Origin of the sequence: Asanoa sp. WMMD1127 (assembly GCF_029626225.1) — a bacterium.
In the GTDB taxonomy this organism is placed as follows: domain Bacteria; phylum Actinomycetota; class Actinomycetes; order Mycobacteriales; family Micromonosporaceae; genus Asanoa.
In genome coordinates this window covers 6,249,779-6,270,566 of the sequence record NZ_JARUBP010000001.1, presented here as the reverse complement: position 1 = coordinate 6,270,566, position 20,788 = coordinate 6,249,779, and the positions used below count along the sequence as shown (strand labels likewise).

Here is a 20,788-nt window from a genome sequence, read left to right as displayed (position 1 = left end):
GCGATGGACGGGTCCGACGAGGCGTTGGTGCGCCGCGTGGCGGGCGGCGACGAGCATGCGTTGGAGCAGCTCTACGCCCGCCACGCGGCGGCGCTGCTGCGCTATGCGGTTCAGCTCACCGGAGACCGTGGCCATGCGGAAGAAGCGCTGCAGGACGCGTTCGTGGCGGTCTGGCAGGGCGCCGCGGCCCGGTTCGCCGGTGAGTCGACCGTGCGCACGTGGCTGTTCGGCATCTGCCGCCGCCAGGCCGGCAAACGACTACGCACCGTGCCGCCGCCGGCCCTGCCGATCGACGCCGCCGCGTCCGTGGCCAGCGCCGGCGCCGGCCCTGACCAGGTCGCCCTCGCCCGCGCCGACGTCACCGCGGTCGGCGCGGCCATGGCCCGCCTGCCCGCCGGCCACCGCGAGGTGCTCCACCTGGTGTTCGCGGCCGAGCTGACCCTGGTCGAGATAGCCGCGCTGCTGAGCCTCCCGCTCGGCACCGTCAAGAGCCGCCTGTTCAACGCCCGCGCCGCCCTGGCGCGGGCGCTACCCGTCGACCACCTCACCGCGAAGGAGACCGGCCGATGAGCCACCCGATCGACCAGCTCCCGGCGTTCGCGGCCGGCACCCTGTCTCCGCCCGCGGCGGAGGAGATCGCCGGCCATCTGCGGCGTTGCGCCTCGTGCGCGGCCGACGCCGCGTCGTGGTCCACGTTGGCAGCCGGCATACGCGCGGCCACCCTCACCCTGAGTCCCTCGGACCCGCCACCGTTCGCGGCGGTGCGCGCCCGGCTGGCCGACGACGGCGGCCTGGAGGCGCCACCGTTCGAGTCGGTGCGGGCCCGGCTCGCCGACGGCGCGGCGCCCGACGAGGGCGGCCGACAGAGGGTGCCTTCGTTCGACTCGGTGCCTGCCCGGCTCGCCGAGGGCGCGGCGCGCGACGACGACGGCGGCCTTGATGTGCCGTCGTTCGAGGCCGTGCGGGCCCGGCTGTCGTCGGCCGGGGTGCCGCGTTATGCGGCGGCGTCGGCGCCGCGGCGGTCGGCGGCTGCCCGAGTGGCGTGGGGGCTGCTCGTGCGGCAGCTGCGGCTGGTCGGCTGGCGGGTCTGGGCGTTCGCGGTGCTGGTGATCGGGGCCGGGGCCGGGTTCGCGGCGACCGCGCCCGCCAGCCGCGCCGGGGAGCTGCTGTCGCTGGTCGTCCCGCTGGTCGCGGCGCTGGCCGTGGCCGCCGCCTGCGGCGCCGACGGGGAGGCGGCCGAGCTGGTGCGGGCCACGCCGACGTCGACCCGCGTGCTCGTCCTGGCCCGCCTGACTCTCGTCCTGGCGGTCACCGTGGGCGTCGGCGCCCTGGCCTCGATGGCGATGGCGTTGCCGCGCGGGGACCTCGTACTCGCCGAACTGTTCCTGACCTGGTTCGGTCCGTTGGTGCCGCTGTCGGCGCTCAGCTTCGCGCTGGCCGTGCTGTGGCGGCCGGAGGTCGGCGCCGCCACCGTGGTGGGTTGCTGGGTGGTGCGGATGCTGGCGCCGAGCGCGCTGCTCGACCGGGGGCTGGTGCCGGTGCTCGACGCCCTGTGGCAGCCGGGGTTGCCGCTGCTGCTGGGCGCGGTGGCGGTCGCCGCGGCCACGATCGTGCTGGCGCCGTTGACCGGCCGGCGCGGGCTGCGTGCGGCGGCGTCATGAGATTTTCCCGATCCACCGTGAACCTTTCCCCTCCCCACCGGTACTCATCCCCGTGAGACTGACCATCTGGATTCACGAGGCGCGGCGGGCGGGGCCGGCCGCGATCCTCGCGCCGCCGGCGGCGTTGCTGCTCACCGCCGGCCTCGCCACCGCGATCCAACTCGGCGGCGGTGGCGACGCGCGGGCGCGGCTGCTCCTGGCCGCCGGGCTCGAGGCGATCGTCCCGCTGGCGGTCGCGATGGTGGCGCTGACCGTCGTCATCCGCGAGAGCTGCCGTGAGCTGCACCTGTCCCTGCCCACCCGCCACCTCGCGACGATCGGCCGCCGGCTCACGGTGCTCGGCGTCAGCACGGCCGCGCTCTGCCTGCTCTACACGGCCGGCGCCGCGCTGGCCGGGCACCGGCTCGGTCCGGGCGGCGCCCTGCTGGTGTGGGCGGCGCCGACGCTGTGGCTGGCCGGCTTCGCCGTGCTGGCGGCGGCGATCAGTCGCAGCGCGGTGCTCGCGAGCAGCCTCGTCGCGCTGGTGTGGCTGGCCGAGCAGATGTGGGCGTCGGAGTTCACCGACAACGCCGTGCTGCGACCGCTGTTCCTGTTCTTCACCAGCCGCATCGGCGACAGCGCCGGCTGGACCACCAACCGGGTCGGCCTGCTCGCCGGCGGCCTGGTCCTGTTCGCGGCGACGGCCGCGCTGCTGAGCCGACCCGAGCGACTGCTGACCGAGGAGGACGCGTGAGCGCGCTGTTGGCCGTGGCCCGCTACGAGTTCCGCATGCAGGCGCGCAAACGCTCCCTGTGGATCGCGGCGTTGCTGCTCGGCGGCGCGCTGGTCGTGCTGCAGGGTGACCGCGGGCCGCGCAGCCTTCCGGTCGGCACTCCGGTCCGCGAGGTGATGGGCACCTGGGCGCTGCTGTTCTCGATCCTGATGCCGCTGGCCTACGGCATGCTGCTCGCCGACCGGCTCGTCCGCGACCGCAAGCTGCGCGTCGAGCCGCTGCTGGAGAGCCTGCCGCTCGGCCCGGCCAGCCGCCTGCTCGGCAAATACCTCGGCGGCGTCGCCGCCTGCGCCCTGCCGGGCCTGACCGCCCTGCTGATCGCCGCGGTCACCGAGCTGCCCAAGCGGCACGACCCGGCGCTGCTCGGCTGGGCCCTGGTCGCTTTCGCCGTGGTGACCCTGCCAGGCATCGCGATGATCGCCGGCTTCGCGCTGGTCTGCCCGACGATCGTCTCGGTGCCGTTGTTCCGCGTGCTCTTCGTCGGCTACTGGTTCTGGGGCAACATGCTCGCCCCGGCGTTCCTGCCGACGCTGACCGGGACGCTGTTGACCCCGATCGGCGACTACGCCGCCACCTGGATGCTCGACAACGGCGCCATCGCGCTGTTCGCCGGCACGCCGGGCTTCCTGCCCTTCCTGAGCCCCGACCCGAGCGCGGCCACCGCGGCCGCCAGCGTGGCCACCATTGTCCTATGTGGCCTCATCCCGCTGGCCGTGTCCGCCGCCGTCGCCCTCCGCAAGACCCGCCAGACCTGGCCCGCCGAGGCCTGAGAGGACCACATCGTGCACATCGAGATCGCTGACCTGCGACGCCGGTTCGGCCGGGTGACCGCCCTCGACGGCGTCGACCTGACCGTGTCCAGCGGGATGTTCGGCCTGCTCGGCACCAACGGCGCCGGCAAGACGACCCTGATGCGGATCCTCGCCGGGGTCCTCTCCGCCACCTCCGGCCGGGTCGTCGTCGGTGGCCACGACCTGTCGACCCGCGCGGGCCGGGTCGCGGTGCAACGCCGCCTCGGCTACCTGCCACAGGACCTCGGCCTCTATCCCGACCTGACGCCAACGGAGTTCCTCGACTACATCGGCCTGCTCAAGGGCCTCGACGACCGCACCGCCCGCCGCCGCCAGGTCGGCGAGCTGCTCGACCTGGTCGGCCTGTCCGACGTGGCGGGCCGCAAGCTCAAAGGCTTCTCGGGCGGCATGCGCCGCCGCGTCGGCATCGCCCAGGCGCTGCTGGGCGACCCGACGCTGCTGATCGTCGACGAACCGACGGTCGGCCTCGACCCGGAGGAACGCATCCGCTTCCGCACGCTCCTATCCACCCTGGCCGGCAACCGCACGGTCCTGCTCAGCACCCACATCGTCGAAGACGTAGCCCAAACCTGCCGCCACACCGCCGTCCTGGCCGCGGGCCGCGTCCTCTTCAACGGCGCGGTCACCGACCTCACGGCCCGCGCGGAGGGCCTCACCTGGGAGATCGTCACCCCAGGCCCACCACCCACCGACGGGGTCGTGGTGTCGGCGATCGCCCGCGCGGACGGGACCCACTACCGCGTCGTCAGCCGGCAGGCGCCCGCGCCGGACGCCCTGCCGGTCAGCCCGTCGTTGGAGGAGGGCTATGTCGCATTGATGCGCTCCGCGACACCAACGCCCGTCGGCTGACCCCCGCTGCCCCGGCGGGGCGCGCTACCCGCGGTCGCGGCTGGGCCGCCGGCCGCACGTTCCCAGGCTCCCACAACGTGGTTCTACCGGTACGCGGTCGGCCCTACGCGGTCGGCCCTACGCGGTCGGCCCTACGCGGTCGGCCCTACGCGGTCGGCCCTACGCGGCCGGGCGGTCGTAGGTCAGGAAGGCGGCGCCGCTATCGAGCACGACGTGGTCCGTGAGCTGCCACATACGCGGGTCGAAGGCGGTCGTGCGGGAGAACAGCGGGATGCCGGCGCCGATCGTCAGCGCACCCACCTTGAGGATCAGCCGGTCGATCTCCGGGTAGAGCGCCCCGGCCAGTTCGGCGCCCCCGATCAGCCAGATGTCCTTGCCGTCGCGGCGTTTGAGGTCACGTACCGTCTCGGCCGGATCGGTGGCCACGAGTTCGACGGCGGGGTCGGGGCTCTCGGTGAGGGTCCGCGAGAAGACGATGTGGCGAAGGTGCGGGAAGGCGTTGGCGACCCCGGCCTGGACGCCGATCTCGTAGGTGCGGCGCCCTTCCAGCACGGTGTCGAAGTGGGTGCCTTCGGCGGTGATCGACAGGGCGGCGCGGGCCGGGGCGGGCAGCGTCTCCGGGTAGTGGGTCGCGATGTGCTGGATGTAGTCGGCGGGCAACGGCCAGAAGCCGTTCGGGCCGGTGGGGTCGGCGCCGTCCGGGCCGGCGATGAAACCGTCGAGGGTGGCGGCGATGTAGTACACCAGCTTGCGCAACAGAAGCTCTCTTTCAGCCGTTCAGGAGAAGGATCGCCAACCCTACAGCGGCGACGGCGACCAGGACGCTCAGGATCACCACCCACGCGAGCCCTGCCCGGTTCGCGGCCGGCCGGGGAGCGGGCGGGGCAGGCACGGCCGGACCGGCGTGGCCGACCGGCACCGTGCTGGGATCCGGCGGCATGGGCACCCGCTGGGTCGGGATCGTCGCCGACACGGGCCGGTCCGACGGGCCGCGCTGCGCCGGCACCCGCGCCACCGGCTCCACGCTGACGGCCCCCTGGGCCACCACCGTCTCCGGCTGCTCGATGGCCGTCGGCGCGATCCCCAGCTCCTGGTGGATCAACCGCGCCACCAGCGGCATGCGGCTGGACCCGCCGACCAGGAACACGCCGACCAGGTCGTCCTCCTCCAGCCGGGCGTCGGCGATCGTGCGGGCCAGGCAGTCGACCGTACGCGTCAGCATCGGCCGGGCCAGCCGCTCCAGCTCGTCGCGCGTCACGTGGGCCGCGACCTCCAACGCCGGCAGGTGCACGTCCGCCGACGCCGACCGCGACAGCGCCTCCTTCGTGCCCCGCACGTCGTCGTAGAGCAGTGCCCGCTGCCGGCGATGCTCCATGTCCACCGGCGCCAGGACCGAGTCCCACAGGGCGGTCCGCGACGGCGAGTACGCCTCGCCGAGGTGCTCCACCAGCGCCTGGTCGAGGTCGAGCCCACCGACGTCGGGCAGGCCGTGTGACGCGAGCACCTCGAGGCCGGCGGGGGAGCGCCGCACCACCGCGGCGTCGAAGGTGCCGGCGCCCAGGTCGTAGACCGCGAGCGCCGCCCCGACCGGAAGCGACCCCCGCAGCACGGTCGTGAAATAGCGGGCCGCCGCCACCGGCTCGGGCAGCAACGACACCGGCGAGGGCAGACCGGCAGTCGCGGCGGCCTCGACCAGGACACCGCGGCGCAGCGCCGACCAGCCGGCCGGATGGGTCAGCACCACCGCGTACTCCTCGCCCGCCCATCGCCGGGTTTCCGCCGCGACCCGGGCGAGCACCGCCCCGACCAGCGACGACACCGGCACCGAAGTCGAACCGAGCAGCACCTCGCCCTCGTCGACCCGGCGTTTCGGGTTGGGCTCGAAGCGCGCCGGGTTGAGCCGGGCCGCGCGGACCGCGTCGGAACCGGCCGCCAGCCGCCCGCCCGGATCGAGGTAGACCGCCGACGCCAGCAGCGGCGAGCCGTCGAAGAGCAGCGGCCGGGCCGGGGCGCCATCGACGGCGACCACCGCCACCGTGTGCGACGTGCCGAAATCGATGCCCACCGCCCGCATGGCCGTCACCCTATCGTCGGTCGCGGCCGGCATACTCCGTCCCGTGCACCCGTACCTTGACGCGCCCACGCCGATCGCGTTCGCCCACCGGGGCGGCGCCGCCGACGGTGACGAGAACACCGCCGAGGCGTTCGGCCGCGCGATCGCGCTCGGCTACCGCTATGTCGAGACCGACGTGCACGGCACCCGCGACGGCGTCGCGGTCGTCTTCCACGACCCTGACCTGCGCCGCCTGACCGGCCAGCCGGGCCAGATCAAGAACCTGACGATCAAGGACCTGGAGTCGGTACGCGTCGCGGGCTCGGCCGCCGTGCCCCGGCTCGACGACGTCCTGGCCGCCTGGCCGCAGGTGCGCTTCAACATCGACGTCAAGGCGAGCCCGGGCATCGCGCCCACCGTCCAGGCGGTCAACGACGCCAAGGCCGGCGACCGGGTCCTGCTCGCGAGCTTCAGCGACGCCCGGCTGGCCAGGATCCGCGCCCTCGCCGGCCCGACCATCGCGACGAGCCTGGGCATGCGCGGCGTCACGAGACTCTGGCTCGCCTCGCGCCGCAACCGACCGGTGAAGCTGCACCCGAGCGTCGTCGCCGCCCAGGTGCCGCCCCGCTACGGCCGCCTGACGGTCGTCGATCCGCGTTTCGTCGCGTACGCCCATCGGCTCGGCCTGCAGGTCCATGTCTGGACGATCGACGATCCCGACCCGATGCACCACTTACTTGATCTCGGCGTGGATGGCATCATGACCGATCGCGTCGACGTGTTGCGCGACGTCTTCATCGCGCGCGGCCACTGGCCCGCCTGACCCACCCCCGAGGATCACCCGATGGCCGAGGTCACCGCCGCCACCCCCGTCGACGCGGCGCCGCCGCCGAGCACGAAGCGGGAGCGCACCGGCTGGTACATGTACGACTGGGCCAACTCGGCCTTCCAGACCACGGTCATCACGGTCTTCCTCGGGCCTTTCCTGACCACGGTCACCGAGCTCGCCGCCGGGTGCGCGCTGGGCGCCGACGAGTGCTCCGGTCGCGTCCACCCACTCGGGATCAGCATCGCGGCCGGCTCCTTCTACCCGTACCTGATCTCGCTGTCGGTCCTGCTCCAGGTCTTCGTGCTGCCGATCGTCGGGGCGATCGCCGACCGCACGCCGCGCAAGAAGTGGCTGCTGGCCGGCTTCGCGTTCCTGGGCTCGCTCGCCACGATCCTGTTCGCGTTCGTCACCGGCGACCGCTACCTGCTCGGCGGGGTGCTGTTCCTGGTCGCCAACATCTCGTTCGGCGCGGCGTTCGTGGTCAACAACTCGTTCCTGCCGCAGCTGGCCGCCCCCGACGACCGTGACCGGGTGTCGAGTCGCGGCTGGGCCCTCGGCTACCTCGGCGGCGGCCTGTTGCTGCTGCTCAACCTCGTCGCGGTGATGCTGCTCAGCGAGGACGGCAACGACCAGCGCACCATGGACCTGGCCCGCTGGTCGATCGTGTCGGCGGGCATCTGGTGGGCGGCGTTCACGGTGTTGCCGCTGCTCTGGCTGCGGGACCGGCCCGTCGTGGTCGACGAGACCACGCCGCGGGCGCGGGGCAACGTGCTGACCGACGGGTTCCGGCAGCTCGGGGGCACGTTGCGGCACCTCAAGGCGTACCCGCTGACGTTGTTCTTCCTGCTCGCCTTCCTGGTGTTCAACGACGGCATCCAGACGGTGATCACCCTGGCCAGCCAGTACGGCACCGAGGAGCTGAAACTCGAGCAGAACACCTTGATCATCACGATCCTGATCGTGCAGTTCCTGGCGTTCGGCGGGGCGCTGGGGCTGGGCCGGCTCGCGGAGAAGATCGGCGCGTGGAAGACCGTGCTGCTCAGCCTCGTCCTGTGGACGGGCGTGATCGTCGCGGCGTTCTGGCTGCCGGAGGGCGCGCCGGTACCGTTCATGATCCTCGGTGCGTGCATCGGCATCGTGCTGGGCGGCAGCCAGGCGTTGAGCCGGTCGCTGTTCAGCCAGATGATCCCCGAGGGCAAAGAGGGCGAATACTACGGTTTCTACGAAATCAGCGACAAGGGTACGAGCTGGCTCGGCCCGCTGGCGTTCGGTCTGGTGTTCCAGCTCACTGACTCGTACCGCGTGGGCATCGTGTCGTTGGTGTTCTTCTTCGTCGTGGGCTTCTTCCTGCTGCTCGCGGTGCCGGTCCGGCGCGCGATCGTGGCCGCGGGGAACACGCCGCCGCGCGTGCTGTGAGCCGTTCTCGCGTATCCGGCGGTTAGGCTGCCGGATCGTGACCGACGACTCCGCCCTGTCCACGACCTGCCACGCCGCCGGCGACGGGCGGTTGCGCCACGGCGCGGCCCTCAAGTTCTTCTGGGGGCCGATGGACTGCGGCAAGTCGACGATGGCGCTGCAGATGAACTACAACCACGCGCGGCAGGGGCGGCGCGGGCTGGTGCTGACCCGGATCGACCGGTCACTCGGGCCGCAGGTCACGACCCGGATCGGGCTGGCCCACGACGCGATCGAGGTGACCGACGACCTCGATCTGGTCGCCCTGGTGCGGTCCAAGTGGGCCGCCGGCGTCGGTGTCGACTATCTGATCTGCGACGAGGCCTGCTTCTACGGCGAGCACCACATCGAGCAGCTGGTGGAGCTCGTCGACTGCTACGACGTGGACGTGTTCGCGTTCGGGCTGGCCAGCGACTTCCGGTCGGTGCTGTTCCCGGCGGCGCGGCGGCTGTTCGAGCTGGCCGACTCCGTGGAGCGGATCCAGGTCGAGGTGCTGTGCTGGTGCGGCCGGGCGGGGGCGTTGAACGCGCGGGTGGTCGACGGCGTCGTCGCGCGGTCGGGTGAGCAGGTCGTGATCGGGGATACGGTCGCGGACGCGGATGTCCGTTACCAGGTGTTGTGCCGGCGGCATTTCATGGCCGGCGACCTGGGTGCCGCCTTGCCGCAGCCGGCGCTGCCGGGCATGTGAGAAATTCTTCCTCGGTACGCGAACCAGATCGGTCTCCCGTTCCGATGAAGAGGGTGTGAGACCACCACCGACCGACGCCGATCTGCTGGCCCATGTCGCGGCCGGCGACCGGGCCGCGTTCGAGGCCTTCTACCGGCGGCACGCCGCGTGGTTGCTGCTGCGACTACGGCACCGGTGCCCCGACGACGGGCTCGTCGACGAGGTGGTGCAGGAGACGTTCCTCGACGTCTGGCGGGGTGCGGCGCGGTTCCACGCGTCGCCGTCCGCCGACGTGGCGGGCTGGCTGTGGCGGGTCGGTTCGCGGCGGCTGGTCGACGCGCTACGCAAACGCCATTCCCGTGACCGGCTGGGCCGGCTGCTGGGCCGGTTCCGCCGCCGTGACGAGCCGTCGGCCGAGGAGCAGGTCCTGCTCGGCGTCGAGCACGGCGACCTGTCGGGCGCGCTGGCCCGGCTGTCGCCGGAGCTACGCGCCGTCATCCAGGCGACCGTGATCGACGGCCTCTCGACGGCCGAGGCCGCGGTCCTGCTGGGCATTCCCGCCGGCACCGTCAAGTCCCGGGCGATGCGGGCCCGCCAACAGCTACGTGCGGAGCTGACATGACGACGTGGCATGTTCCCGACGACGACCTGCGCTCCTATGCCGGCCGCGGGCTCGGCCCGCCGCTGCTGTGGTCGACGGAGACCCATCTCGCGTCGTGCGCCGTCTGCCGAGGGCGGCTCGCCTCGCTCGTGCCCGTCGACGTCGGGTGGGCCCGGCTGGACGCGGCGCTGGACGCGCCGCGGCCCGGGCCGGTCGAGCGGCTGCTGGTGGCGGTCGGGGTGCCCGACCACACGGCGCGGCTGCTGACGGCCACTCCGGCGATGCGGCTGTCGTGGCTGCTGGCGGTCGCGACCACGCTGGTGCTGACGGCCCTGCTGGCCCGGGTGTTCGGCGGGGCCATGGTGTTCCTCGGCGCGGCGCCGCTGCTGACGCTGGCCGGGGTGGCGGTGTCGTTCGGTCCGGGCGTCGACCCGACTTACGAGATCACGGTGACGTCGCCGGTCCACGCGTTCCGGCTCCTGCTGCTGCGGTGCGTGGCCGTGCTGTCCGCCAACACCGTCCTGTGCGTGGCGGCGACCGCGTTCGTCCCCGACTACGGGCTGAGCATCGTCGGCTGGTTCCTGCCGTCGCTCGCGCTGACCGTGGCGACCCTGGTGCTCTCGCCCCGGTTCGGCGCGGCCTGGTCCGCGCTCCTGGTCGGCTCCTTGTGGCTGCTGACGGTCACCTGGGCCGGCTCGGTCCCGTTCACCGCCGCCGGGCAGCTGTCCCTGCTCGCCGCCGCGGCGGTCCTGTCCGTGCTGCTGGCCCGCCGGGCCGCGCTGTTCGACGTCCTTCCGACCCGGAGGCTCCGATGACCCTGACATCCGCGACCGACGTGGCGGTCCGCGCCGACGGTGTGGTGCTGCGCTACGGGCGCACGACCGCCCTCGACGGGGTCTCCCTGTCGCTCGGCACCGGCGTGACCGGCCTGCTCGGTCCCAACGGCGCCGGCAAGACCACGCTGCTGCGGGTGATCGCCACCGCGGTCCGGCCCGACGCCGGTGACGTCACGGCCTTCGGTCACGACACGCTGCGCGGCCCGGGCCGGCTCGCGGTCCGCCGCCGGCTGGGCTACCTGCCGCAGAACCCGGGCTTCCACCCGTCGTTCACGGCGTTCGAGTTCGTCGACTACGTCGCGATCCTCAAGGAGCTCACCGTGCGGTCGGCCCGGCACGCCGAGGTGCGCCGGGTGCTCGCCCTCGTCGGCCTCGACGCGCAGCGCGGCAAACGCATCCGCGCGCTGTCCGGCGGCATGCGGCAGCGGGTCGCGCTGGCCGCCGCCCTGGTCGGTGACCCGGGGTTGCTGATCCTCGACGAGCCCACGGTCGGCCTCGACCCGGAGCAGCGGCTGCGCTTCCGCGAGTTGTTCGCCGATCTCGGCGAGGACCGTTCTGTGCTGCTGTCCACCCACCAGACCGAAGACGTCATGTCGCTGTGCCGCGAGGTGGTGGTCCTCGACCATGGCCGCGTGCGGTTCAGCGGTCCGCCGGCCGACCTCGCCGGCCTGGCCGCCGGTCGGGTGTGGACGAGCAGCGACCGGGTGGCGGGCGCTCTCGCCTCGTGGCGCACGGGCAGCGGCGAGTTCCGCAACGTCGGCGATCCGCCGGCCGGCGCGCGCCTGCTGGAGCCGACGATCGAAGACGGCTACCTGACGCTGGTCGACCTACGCACGACGGAGGGCCAGCGGTGACGGCGCTGGCCGAGGCGCCGCTGGCGCCGTCGCCGGTGGCGCCCGCCGGCTCGGGGCGGCGGGCGATGCTGGCGCTGGCGCGGTTCGAGGCGGTCCGGATGCTGCGTCACCCGGTGACGCTGGCGGCGTTCCTGCTCTACCTCGGGCCGTGGGTGTGGACCCTCGCCAAGCCCGGCGCCGACCGCTTCCCGGTCGTGCACGCCGACGTGGTGCCGCTGCAGATGGCGGCGATGCTGGTGCTCGGCGGGGCGGCCATGGTGGTCGGCAACCTGGCGGTGCTGCGCGAGCGGCGCCACCGCACCGACGCGGTCTCCGACCTGCTAGTGCTGCCGCAGGCATGGCGCACGGGCGCGTTCCTGCTGGCGGTTCTCGCCCCGGCGGCCCTGACCCTCGCCGTCGTGGTCGGTCAGGTCGCCACGCTGTCCCTACTGCCCGGCAGCGCGGGCACGGTCGACCCGTTCGACGTGGCGATCCCGGCGGGCATCGTCGCGGTCCTCGGCGCCGCCGGCGTGCTGCTGGGCCGCCTGCTGCGCTCACCGGTCGTCGCGCCGCTGGCCGCGGTCGTGTTCGCCGCGGTCGGCTTCGTCGCCGTCGCGTCGGTCGCCACCGGCACCACCTGGGGCCGGCTGCTGCCGGTGCTCCCCGACGACCTGCCGCTGGCCCTGCCGTGGGCGCTGGTCGACCGGCCGTCGGGCTGGCACCTCGCCTACCTGGCCGGCGTGGCCGCCGTCTTGGCGACGCTGGCGCTGCTGCGCTCGGGCGCCCGTCGTGGGTTTGCCGTGCCGGCGCTGGCGGCGGCCCTGGCCGTGACCGTGGCGGCGGGCGCCGCCCAACTCGGCCACGACAGCGGGGTTCGGGCGACCCGGGCCGCCGTCAACGCCGACCCGACGCCGGTCCAGACGTGCACGACCCGCGACGGCGTCACCTACTGCGCGTTCGACGACTTCACCCCTTGGGTCCCGGCCTGGGACGCGGTCCTGCGCGACGTGACGAAGGCAGTGCCGCCCGCTGCCGTCCCGCGGCTGGCGGTGCGGCAGTGGGTCTGGGCCGAGGGCTATCCGGTGCGCGGTGGCGTCTTCGGCCCGGAGGACGAGCAGGCCCGCGAACGCGCCCAACGCGCCGCTGACCGGGCCGGCGGCACACCGGAGGCGATCCCGGTCGGCACGGAGTGGGGCGACCCACCGTCCGCGGCGGCGTTCGCGGGCGGCGTGGCCTACCGACTCGTGACGGGCCGCGCCGTGGCCGGCGACGCCACCCTGTGCGGGGCGCGGGGCGCGCTGGTCGTCTGGCTCGCGGGCCAGGCCAACGCGCGGACGGCGGCGGGCGTGCGGCAGCTCGACAACCAGAGCAGCGGGTCGCTGGCCCTGATCGACCACTCGATCGACAACGGCCTGTTCGTCGAGGACCGCGATGCCGCCGTCGGCCTGGCGTTGCTCCGTCGGCCGGCGGCCGAGGTGGCCCCGGTGGTGGCCGACCACTGGGCCGAGCTGACCGCTCCGGGGGCGACGATCGAGCAGGTGGGTTCACTGTTCGGGGTCGAGGTCGGTCCGGCGCCGGATCCGGCGTTCGCCAACATGTCGTGCGAGCGATGACCACCCACAAGCCGGTCGCCCCGGGCATCGACGGGGCCGCTCCGGGCTCTGCGCCCGGCGGGCCGGCGCCCGGCGGGCCGGCGCCCGGCGGGCCGGCGCCCGGCGGGCCGGCGCCCGGCGGGCCGGCGCCCGGCGGGCCAGGGTCCGGCGGGCCAGGGTCCGGCGGGCCGGCGTCCTGCGGGCCGGGGTCCGGGGGGCCGGGGTCTGGGGGGCCAGGGTCCGGCGGGCCGGCGTCCGGCGGGCCGGCGGTGGGCGGCCCGGCGGTGGTCCGGTGGCTTCGGGTCGGCCTGGCGGCTGCGCCGCCGGCGCTGCGGGCGACGCGCTGGACGCCGCTCCTGGCGGCGCTGCTGGTCGGCTACGCGATGCTCGGAGTGCCGGTCGCGGCCACCGGTCCGTTGGATCCGTTGCTGGTCGTGGTCCTGCTGCGGCTGGCGGCGCTCTGCGCGGGCCTGGGGATCGGTTTCCTGTTCGACGATCCGGCCCGGCCGACGACCGAGACCGTGCCGTCGCCGGCCTGGCTCCCTCTCGCCGCGCGGGTGGCCGGCGGCGGCGTGCTGGTCGCCGGTTGGTGGTGGGCGACGCTGGCGACCGCCGCCGTCGCGGCGGGTCCGGCCGCCGTCGGGCTGCCGCGCGGCGACCTGACCCTGGAGGCGGCGACGGTCGCGGTCGTGGTCCTGGCGGTGGCCACAGTGGTCTGGCGCCGGGCGGCGCGTGGCACGGTCGGCCTGGTGGCCGCGCCGGCGTTCCTGGCGGCCGCGTTCGCGGCGGGTTTCCTACCCGACCGGGTGGCGCTGCTGGTGGCGCTGGACCATCCGGCCTGGTCGGCAGCTCACGACCGCTGGGCGGCGTTGTTGGGGGCGGCGGCGTTGGCCACGGTCGTCGGTGCGACGTGGTCACCGCCCCACCTACGCCGGCGGCGGGCGATCGCCTCGCCCGACGCCCGAGCCAGCTAGCGCCCACGGGGCGCGCCGTTGGCGCGGCCCACGGGGCGCGCCGTTGGCGCGCTGGGCTGCTGGCCGCCGTGCGGCCCAGCCCGCCGCGCGCTCGGGGCCGCCGTCGGCGGGCCACGCCAGCGGCTCGCGCCCTCGGCTCGCTGTTGCTGCGCTGGGTCGAGGTGCGCCGCTCTCGGATCGCTGCGCATGCGCGGCCCAGCGTCCAATCCGGTCTCGCGCTGTGCCCCGACCGCCGGCACGGTGACGAGCCGCCCGTGGCGATCGCGGCGCGCCGTCCCGGGCTGTTGCCTGGTCGGGTCGGCGCCGTGTCCATTACCGTCGGGGCCAACCCGTTCCCCGCCGCGAAGGAGCGCCCATGGCCCGGTTCGTGCAGCCGCTGCCACCGCCGGAGGATCCTTATGCGGGGGATCGGTTTCTGCGGTCCTGGCTCGACCGGCAGCTCGGTTCCGCGGGGCATGCGCTGGCCAAGGGGCGGTTGACCGAGCTCGCCGCCGACGTGGTCGGGCCGTTGCGGGCCGCGCACGCGGACGCGGAGGCGCATCCGCCGGAGCTGGTCCGCTACGACCCGTGGGGGGCCCGGGTCGACCGGGTCGACACGTCCGCCGGCTGGCAGGCGCAGCGGGCCGCGGCCGCCCGGCACGCGGTGGTCGCGCTGCCCTATCTCGACGAGGCGCGCGGCACCTGGGGCGCCGCCACCCGCAGCGTGCAGCACGCGTTGCTGCACCTCTACGGCCCCGAGTCCGCGACGTTCTCCTGCCCCGTCGCGATGGCCGACGGCGCGGCCGCGCTGCTCAGCCGCGGTGACGTCGACCGGTCCGTCCGCGACCGGTGGCTGCCGCGGCTGCTGTCCACCGACCCGGATACCGCGATCACCAGCGGGCAGTGGATGACCGAGTCGCAGGGCGGGTCCGACCTGGCGCGCTCCTCGACCGTCGCCCGCCGCGACGGGGACCGGTGGCTGCTCACCGGCGACAAGTGGTTCTGCTCGGCCGCCGACTCCGCGATGGCGGTCGCGCTGGCCCGGCCCGAGGGAGCGCGGCCCGGCAGCCGGGCCCTGGTGCCGTTCCTGATGCCCCGGTACGCCGACGGCGCCGACCGCGGCGCCCCCGCACCCGGCGTCACCGTGCACCGGCTCAAGGACAAGCTCGGCACCCGCGCCCTGCCGACCGCCGAGATCGGCCTCACCGACGCCGAAGGCGTCCCGCTCGGCGACCCCGCCCAGCCGGGCCTCGTACGCGCGATGACCCTCGTCGTGGTCACCCGCCTCCACAACGCCGCCGCGGCCGCCGGTGGGATGCGGCGCGGGCTCGACTACGCGATCGCCTTCGCGAAAGCCCGGCAGGTCGCCGGCGGCCTGCTCTACGACTCGCCGCTGCACCGCGCCACCCTGGCCACGCTGGCCGTCGACGCGTACGGCGCGTTCGTCCTCGCCGGTCACGCCTTCGCGCTGCTCGGCCGGGTCGAGGTCGGGTCCGACCCGGCCGCCGCGGCGGAGCTGCGCCTCGTCGCACCCCTGGCGAAGCTGGCCACGGGCCGGCTGGCGGTCAGCTCGGCCAGTGAATACGTCGAGTGTTTCGGCGGCGCCGGCTACGTCGAGGACACGGGCGTGCCGCGCCTGCTCCGCGACGCCCAGGTCCTGCCGATCTGGGAGGGCACCACCAACGTGCTGGCCCTCGACGCGCTGCGGGCTGTCGCCCGCGACGACGCCGCCACCCCGGTCCTGGCCCGCGTGGCGGCGGCCGCCGACCTGGCCCGCGGCCTGTCGCCGGCCGTCGCCGACACCCTCGCCGCGACGGCCCGCGACCTCGGCGCCCGCCTGGCCGAGGCGGCGGCCGACCCGACCGCCGCGCCGGTCGTCGCCGGCGCCCGCGGGCTCGCGCTGCGCACCGCGTACGCCCTCGCCGGGGCGTTGCTCGTCGAGCAGGCGGCCGAGCGCGACGAGCTCGCCGAGACCGCCGCCCGGCTGTGGACCCGCCGCCACCTGCGCGGCGACGACATCGCGGTCGACGCCGCCAACTACGCCGACGTTCTCTGCTGAACAAACCCGAGAAACGGCGAGCCGCGGATGTCGAGAACGCGGCGCCGGCTCCGTCCCAGGTGCATCACGCGCCCACGACGGGCCGTGCGTCGAAAGTGAAGGAGAACCACCGCGTGACCATCAAACGGATGGACAACGTCGCCATCATCGTCGACGACCTGGACGCCGCCGTCGCGTTCTTCGAGGAGCTCGGCATGGAGGTGGAGGGCCGCGCGCACATCGAGGGCCTCGTCGCCGACCACACCGTCGGCCTCGACGGCGTCAGCACCGACATCGCGATGATGCGCACCCCGGACGGCCACGGCCGGTTGGAGCTGACGAAGTACCTCGCCCCGGCGGCCATCGCCGCCCCACCGCCGGCGCCCAACACCCTGGGCCTGCACCGCGTGATGTTCGCCGTCGAGGACATCGAGGACGTCGTCGCCCGCCTGCGCCGCCACGGCGCCGAGGTCGTCGGCCAGCTGGCCCGCTACGAGGACAGCTACCGCCTCTGCTACGTCCGCGGCCCCCAGGGCATCCTCGTCGGGCTGGCCGAGCAACTGAACGCGACCACCTGACGCGGCAGGCCGCCCGCCTCAACGCCCCGGCTGCGCGGCTGAGCGCTCAGGCCGGCGGCGGTGCCCAGAACCGGGCCAGTGCGGCGGTGGCCGGGTCGTCGGAGCCGGCGAGGGCCTCCCAGCCGGCGGTCGCCGGGTCCAGGCCCGCGTAGCCGGCCAGGTCCGACGGTTCCGGCGCGGCCGCCGTCGTCAGGTCGGCGGGCCCGTAGGAGCCGAGCAGCGCCGCATCCGTCCATGGTGGACCGTCAACGGGCGCCGGCAGGTCGGCGCCGAGGTCCAGCGGCGCGGGGAACTCCGGCGCGGGCCACAGCGCGTACGCGGCGACGTCCGGGTCGGCCCCGAACAGCCCCGCCGGCTCGACCGGGCCGATGGAGTCGCCGTCGTCGTCGAGGCCGGCCGCCCAGTCGTGGTGGTCGCTGACCAGCGCGTCGGGCGCGAACGGGTCGTCCGCCGCGCCCAAGCCGTCGCCGGCGTCCCAGTCGGCGGCGCCGAGGTCGTCGTGACCCGGGAGATCGTCGTGTCCGGCCAGGTCGCCGCCGCCGAGGTCGGCGCCGAACGGGTCGGTGTCCTCGGTCCCGTCGTACCTCAGGTCGTGGTGTTCCTCGAATCCTGGATCGTGGTGGCCGGGATCGTCGTGGTGCCCGTCGTCCCAGGTCCAGTCGTCCGTCATGGCAGCTCCTGGTCGTCGGTGGTCGGCGCGGGCGCCAGGGTCCGGGCGCGGACCAGCACCGTGTCGACCTGCTTGATGCGCGAGCGGATCGCCTCGCGTTCGGCGGCGATCGCGGCCCGCCGCCGGGTCCGCTCGGCCTTGTCGTCGGCGAGCGCCTTGTCGATCTCGGCGATGTGCGCGTCGAGCTGGGCCAGCCGCCGCTCGATCGCGTCGTCGAGCGCCAACGTCAGCGCGTACTGCAGGTCGGTGAATCGGTGCATGATCTCGTCGGAGAGGGCGGCGCGGGCCTCGCTGAGCACGTCGCGCAGCCAGAGCCGGGCCTGGGCCCGGTCGCTCTGGGCGCGCCGCCGGTAGAGGATGAACGCGCCCGCGGCCAACCCGAGCCCGAGGCCGGCGACGGGGACGAGCAGGCCGCCGCCGAGCAGCGCGCTGGCGCCGAGGGCGGACGCGCCGGCCATCGCGCCGCGCCCGGCCATGAACGCCATCCCGCCGGCCGACATCGCGATCATCATGTTGTCGGTGCCGGTGTCCCGGGGCGGGCGGCTGGTCAGCGCGTGCCGCAGCGTCGCGTTGAGCCGGGCCAGCACGAACTGCAGCTCCTCGGCCCCGAACACCTGGGCGAGGACCTTCTCGGCGACCTTGCGGAACCGGAACTCGAGGTCCTGCGACAGCCGCACCGACAGGGCCTGCAGCGCCGTGTCGAGGTCGCTGGGCAGGGCCTTGAGCTCGTCGCTCTTCGCCTTGTCGATCTTTGTGAGGAGGTCCTCCTGGAGCTGCGACACGTACGTGCGCAGCTTCCCGGTCGCCTCGACCCGCGCGCGTTGGGTCTCGGTGTTGAGCGTCAGCGACCACTGCCGTGACTCGGTGCGTTTGCGGGCCGCGAGCGCGGCGCGGTCGGCGCGGGCCTTGGCGACGTCGGCGGGGTCGGGGTCGCTGGCGGTGAGGCGCTCGCCGGCCCGCAGGTCGAGGCGGACGAGCTCGCTGCGGACGGCCCGCAGCACGTTGGCCTGGCGCAGCAGGTGGCCCTTGCCGGCCAGCTCGATCAGCGCGTGTTGGAGCGGGGCGATCCGGGACTCGCGTACGAGCTCGGCGCCCGCCTCGCCCGGCAGCGTCATCGACAGTTGCGCGAGCCGCGCCGACACGGGGAACCACGGCGCCTGGGCGAACCGGGGCGCGTGGGTCTGCAGCTGCGCTTTGTCGTCGGCGAGGATGGTGCGCCAGCCCGGGTACGCGTCGGTCTTGGTCAGCGCGAACACCACCACGTTGACCCGTTTGCTGGCCTCGATCAGGAACTCGAGCTCGGGCCGGGTGAACGGCCCGGACGCGTCGACGACGAACAGCAGCGCGCCGGCCTGCGCGGCCGCGTCCAGGGCGACCTCGGCGTGCAGCGGGTCGAGGCCGCCGGCGCCGGGCGTGTCGACCAGGCTGAGATATTGCAGCAGCGGCGCGGTGTGGGTGACCTCGACGCGCCGCGGCGGCCGGGTGCCCTCGGGCAGCTGCCCGAGGGTGGTCGCCCAGTCGCGCAACTGCGCCAGTTCCAGGTGTACGGGCTGCGCGCGGTCGGGCAGCCACGCCTGCGCGGCCGGCGGGCTGCCGGGCACGAACTCGAGGTAGGTGGCGGTGGCCACGGCCGCGTCGACCGGGGACAGGTCGGGGACCCCGATGAGCGCGTTGACCAGAGAGCTCTTGCCGCGCTTGGTCTCGCCGACGACCACGATGGACGGTCGCGTGACGGCCCGGCGGCGGATCGCCTCGATGTCGGCGGCCGCGTCGGCGTCGGCCCGGCGCAGGAACGCCAGCGACCCGTCGACCGCCTCAGTGAGCAGCGGGGCCAGATCGCTCATGCGCCTGCCTCGCTTCGCTCGGAGGAGCATGACCTGGCTACTGAGCTGGATGATTCGGTCGCGAGCTCCCTCATGCCCCGACCTCCGTACGCAGGCGTTGGGAAAGCAGGTGGAAGCCGCGGTGCACGACGAGCGCGACCCGGGACTGGGCGGGGCTGGCCCCGGCGACGGCGTAGACCCGCCAGCGGGCGGCGGCCTCGAGGGCGGCGGTGCGCAGCTCGTCGACGCCGGCGGCGGGCAGGCTCAGAATCCACTGTGGATCCTGGGAGAGCGCCAGCCGGGTCAGCTCCTGCTCCATCGGCGCGGGCAGCTCGACGGCGCCGCCGCTGACCTGCTGGGCGACCTCGAGCAGCCGCAGCCGGTGGTACTCGGGGCGTTGCAGCACCCGTTCGATCGCGTCCCGCAGCACCTCCCGGTCGGGGATGCTGTCGGCGTGCCCGGCGGTCTTCTCCAGGGTCGACAGCGCCCAGCCGGCCTTGATCGCGTCGGTGCGCCACCGGAACGCGTGGTCGAGGGTGTGCCGCAGCCGCGGGAACCCGGACGCCTGGTAGAGCATCCGCACCAGGTCGCCGCTGCCCAGGCCCGGGTGGGCGGCCAGCTGGGCGAGCGAGAACCCGATGCCGTAGAGGTCGAGCAGCGTCAGCAGCCGTTCCCGGTGCTCGCGCGGCACGGGCGCCGGCCGGGACACGAACAGGTCGACGGACGCGAGCAGCAGCGTACGCTCGGCGACCGGCAATGTGGACAGTTGCCGCAGCGCCTCGCAGTCGGCCGCCGTGAGCCGGCCGGCCTCGGTGGTCTCGGCGAGCAGCCCGACGACCGGCACGACCCCGGACACGACCCGCCGCAGCGTCCGCCCCTGGTCCTGGGCGAGGCCTTCGGCGACCGGCCACGGGTCCGACGGGCCCTCGACGAGCTTGTCGGCCTTGTTGAACAGGCCCAGCGAGTTGATCGGGTTGCTGGCCAGCCGCGCCGACACCGACCGGAAGGCCTCGAGCGCCGCGAGGTCGTCGTCGCGGACCGCCTGGGTGAACACGTACACGATCGCCTCTGCCCCGGAGATCGCGCCTGCGGAGTCGGCGTCGATCCCGTCGTCGATGGGGGCCGTCGCGTCCTCGAACAGGAAGCGCCGGGCGCCGGCGGACACGGACGCGTTCGTCGACGACAGCCCGGGCGTGTCGACGACGGTCAGGTCCCGCAGGTTGGCGCTGGTCAGGGCCACGTCGACAAAAGCCACCTCAGCCGCGGGTACGCCCAACCTCTGCGGGATCATCCCCGTCTCGTCGAGGGGCAGGCTGACCCGGCTGCCGTCGCGGCGCACCACGTCGACCCGGTCGGCGGTGCCGTAGCGGAACTGGGTGACCACGCGGGTGCACTCGCCGACCTCGGTCGGCGCCACCCGCCGGCCGATCAGCGCGTTGACCAGCGTCGACTTGCCGGCCTTGAGACGCCCGGCGATCGCGACCCGCAGCGGCTCGTCGAGGCGCTGCCGCACCCGCCGCACCTGGGTGCGGGCGGCGTCGGAGGTGAGCCGCGGCCCGACCTCGTCACACAGCCCGGCGACGACCTGGCGCAGCGCGACGGGCGCCGTCACGCCGCCACACTCCCCCGCAAACCGCCCGAACCGGGCATGCCGCCCGTGCTGGGGTCGTCACGGCGCGAGCCGTCGGCGACAATGACGGTGGCCCGGCGGGGGTGCGCGGTCATCGGGGCGTGGTCCTCCTGGCTGGGTCGCTCGACCAACACTA

21 protein-coding genes are annotated in these 20,788 nt (G+C 74.5%); 15 read left to right on the top strand and 6 right to left on the bottom strand.

Annotation, left to right across the window (positions count from 1 at the left end; all coding sequences use genetic code 11):
* Positions 1-3: 3 nt before the first annotated feature.
* The 5 genes from O7635_RS29955 to O7635_RS29935 are packed head-to-tail and all read left to right on the top strand — an operon-like array spanning position 4 to position 4,094.
* Positions 4-570, top strand: a complete 567-nt coding sequence (locus O7635_RS29955; RefSeq protein ID WP_278083843.1) for a sigma-70 family RNA polymerase sigma factor — start codon at positions 4-6, stop codon at positions 568-570.
* Positions 567-1,661: a zf-HC2 domain-containing protein gene (locus O7635_RS29950; RefSeq protein ID WP_278083842.1), complete on the top strand. Its 1,095-nt coding sequence runs from the start codon at positions 567-569 to the stop codon at positions 1,659-1,661. Before O7635_RS29955 ends, O7635_RS29950 begins: the two co-directional genes overlap by 4 nt.
* A gap of 52 nt (positions 1,662-1,713) precedes the next feature.
* A complete protein-coding gene (locus tag O7635_RS29945) occupies positions 1,714-2,394 on the top strand; it encodes a hypothetical protein (RefSeq protein ID WP_278083841.1) in 681 nt (226 codons plus the stop codon).
* Positions 2,391-3,203 carry a hypothetical protein gene (locus tag O7635_RS29940; protein WP_278083840.1) on the top strand — a complete coding sequence of 271 codons (813 nt, stop codon included), beginning with the start codon at positions 2,391-2,393 and terminating at the stop codon, positions 3,201-3,203. The genes O7635_RS29945 and O7635_RS29940 overlap by 4 nt, the downstream gene beginning before the upstream one ends.
* 12 nt (positions 3,204-3,215) lie before the next feature.
* Entirely contained in the window at positions 3,216-4,094 is an 879-nt protein-coding gene (locus O7635_RS29935; RefSeq protein WP_278083839.1) for an ABC transporter ATP-binding protein, read from the top strand.
* A 159-nt stretch (positions 4,095-4,253) separates the two neighbouring features.
* Here the strand turns inward: O7635_RS29935 and O7635_RS29930 are convergent, their stop codons facing one another.
* Together O7635_RS29930 and O7635_RS29925 are read right to left on the bottom strand one after the other, a co-directional pair.
* The gene (locus O7635_RS29930) at positions 4,254-4,850 is read right to left on the bottom strand and encodes a dihydrofolate reductase family protein (RefSeq protein ID WP_278083838.1); all 597 of its coding nucleotides are present in this window, start codon (positions 4,848-4,850) and stop codon (positions 4,254-4,256) included.
* 13 nt (positions 4,851-4,863) lie between these two features.
* Entirely contained in the window at positions 4,864-6,168 is a 1,305-nt protein-coding gene (locus tag O7635_RS29925) for an Hsp70 family protein (protein ID WP_278083837.1), read from the bottom strand.
* Between O7635_RS29925 and O7635_RS29920 the strand changes: the two genes are divergently transcribed.
* From O7635_RS29920 to O7635_RS29875, 10 genes are all read left to right on the top strand, one after another.
* Positions 6,167-6,970 carry a glycerophosphodiester phosphodiesterase gene (locus O7635_RS29920; RefSeq protein ID WP_278083836.1) on the top strand — a complete coding sequence of 268 codons (804 nt, stop codon included), beginning with the start codon at positions 6,167-6,169 and terminating at the stop codon, positions 6,968-6,970. The genes O7635_RS29925 and O7635_RS29920 overlap by 2 nt on opposite strands.
* 21 nt (positions 6,971-6,991) lie before the next feature.
* Positions 6,992-8,392, top strand: a complete 1,401-nt coding sequence (locus O7635_RS29915) for an MFS transporter (RefSeq protein WP_278083835.1) — start codon at positions 6,992-6,994, stop codon at positions 8,390-8,392.
* A gap of 55 nt (positions 8,393-8,447) precedes the next feature.
* On the top strand, positions 8,448-9,119 hold the full coding sequence (locus O7635_RS29910; protein ID WP_278085600.1) for a thymidine kinase: 672 nt from the start codon (positions 8,448-8,450) through the stop codon (positions 9,117-9,119).
* A gap of 55 nt (positions 9,120-9,174) precedes the next feature.
* Positions 9,175-9,720 (top strand): RNA polymerase sigma factor, encoded by a 546-nt coding sequence (locus O7635_RS29905; RefSeq protein ID WP_278083834.1) that lies wholly within the window; start codon positions 9,175-9,177, stop codon positions 9,718-9,720.
* Positions 9,717-10,514, top strand: coding sequence for a hypothetical protein (locus O7635_RS29900; RefSeq protein WP_278083833.1), 798 nt, complete (start codon positions 9,717-9,719; stop codon positions 10,512-10,514). Before O7635_RS29905 ends, O7635_RS29900 begins: the two co-directional genes overlap by 4 nt.
* Positions 10,511-11,389 (top strand): ABC transporter ATP-binding protein, encoded by an 879-nt coding sequence (locus O7635_RS29895; RefSeq protein WP_278083832.1) that lies wholly within the window; start codon positions 10,511-10,513, stop codon positions 11,387-11,389. The genes O7635_RS29900 and O7635_RS29895 overlap by 4 nt, the downstream gene beginning before the upstream one ends.
* Positions 11,386-12,981, top strand: a complete 1,596-nt coding sequence (locus O7635_RS29890; RefSeq protein WP_278083831.1) for a hypothetical protein — start codon at positions 11,386-11,388, stop codon at positions 12,979-12,981. Before O7635_RS29895 ends, O7635_RS29890 begins: the two co-directional genes overlap by 4 nt.
* 263 nt (positions 12,982-13,244) lie before the next feature.
* Complete coding sequence (locus tag O7635_RS29885) at positions 13,245-13,934, top strand: hypothetical protein (RefSeq protein WP_278083830.1); 690 nt, start codon at positions 13,245-13,247, stop codon at positions 13,932-13,934.
* Between the two features lie 355 nt (positions 13,935-14,289).
* On the top strand, positions 14,290-15,972 hold the full coding sequence (locus O7635_RS29880; protein ID WP_278083829.1) for an acyl-CoA dehydrogenase family protein: 1,683 nt from the start codon (positions 14,290-14,292) through the stop codon (positions 15,970-15,972).
* A gap of 113 nt (positions 15,973-16,085) precedes the next feature.
* Positions 16,086-16,529, top strand: coding sequence for a VOC family protein (locus O7635_RS29875; protein WP_278083828.1), 444 nt, complete (start codon positions 16,086-16,088; stop codon positions 16,527-16,529).
* 46 nt (positions 16,530-16,575) lie between these two features.
* On the opposite strand, the gene O7635_RS29870 is transcribed toward O7635_RS29875, so the two are convergent.
* From O7635_RS29870 to O7635_RS29855, 4 genes are all read right to left on the bottom strand, one after another.
* Positions 16,576-17,199, bottom strand: coding sequence for a hypothetical protein (locus O7635_RS29870; RefSeq protein WP_278083827.1), 624 nt, complete (start codon positions 17,197-17,199; stop codon positions 16,576-16,578).
* A complete protein-coding gene (locus O7635_RS29865; RefSeq protein ID WP_278083826.1) occupies positions 17,196-19,043 on the bottom strand; it encodes a dynamin family protein in 1,848 nt (615 codons plus the stop codon). The genes O7635_RS29870 and O7635_RS29865 overlap by 4 nt, the downstream gene beginning before the upstream one ends.
* Before the next feature lie 70 nt (positions 19,044-19,113).
* The gene (locus O7635_RS29860; protein ID WP_278083825.1) at positions 19,114-20,634 is read right to left on the bottom strand and encodes a dynamin family protein; all 1,521 of its coding nucleotides are present in this window, start codon (positions 20,632-20,634) and stop codon (positions 19,114-19,116) included.
* Complete coding sequence (locus O7635_RS29855; RefSeq protein WP_278083824.1) at positions 20,631-20,786, bottom strand: hypothetical protein; 156 nt, start codon at positions 20,784-20,786, stop codon at positions 20,631-20,633. The genes O7635_RS29860 and O7635_RS29855 overlap by 4 nt, the downstream gene beginning before the upstream one ends.
* Positions 20,787-20,788: the final 2 nt, after the last annotated feature.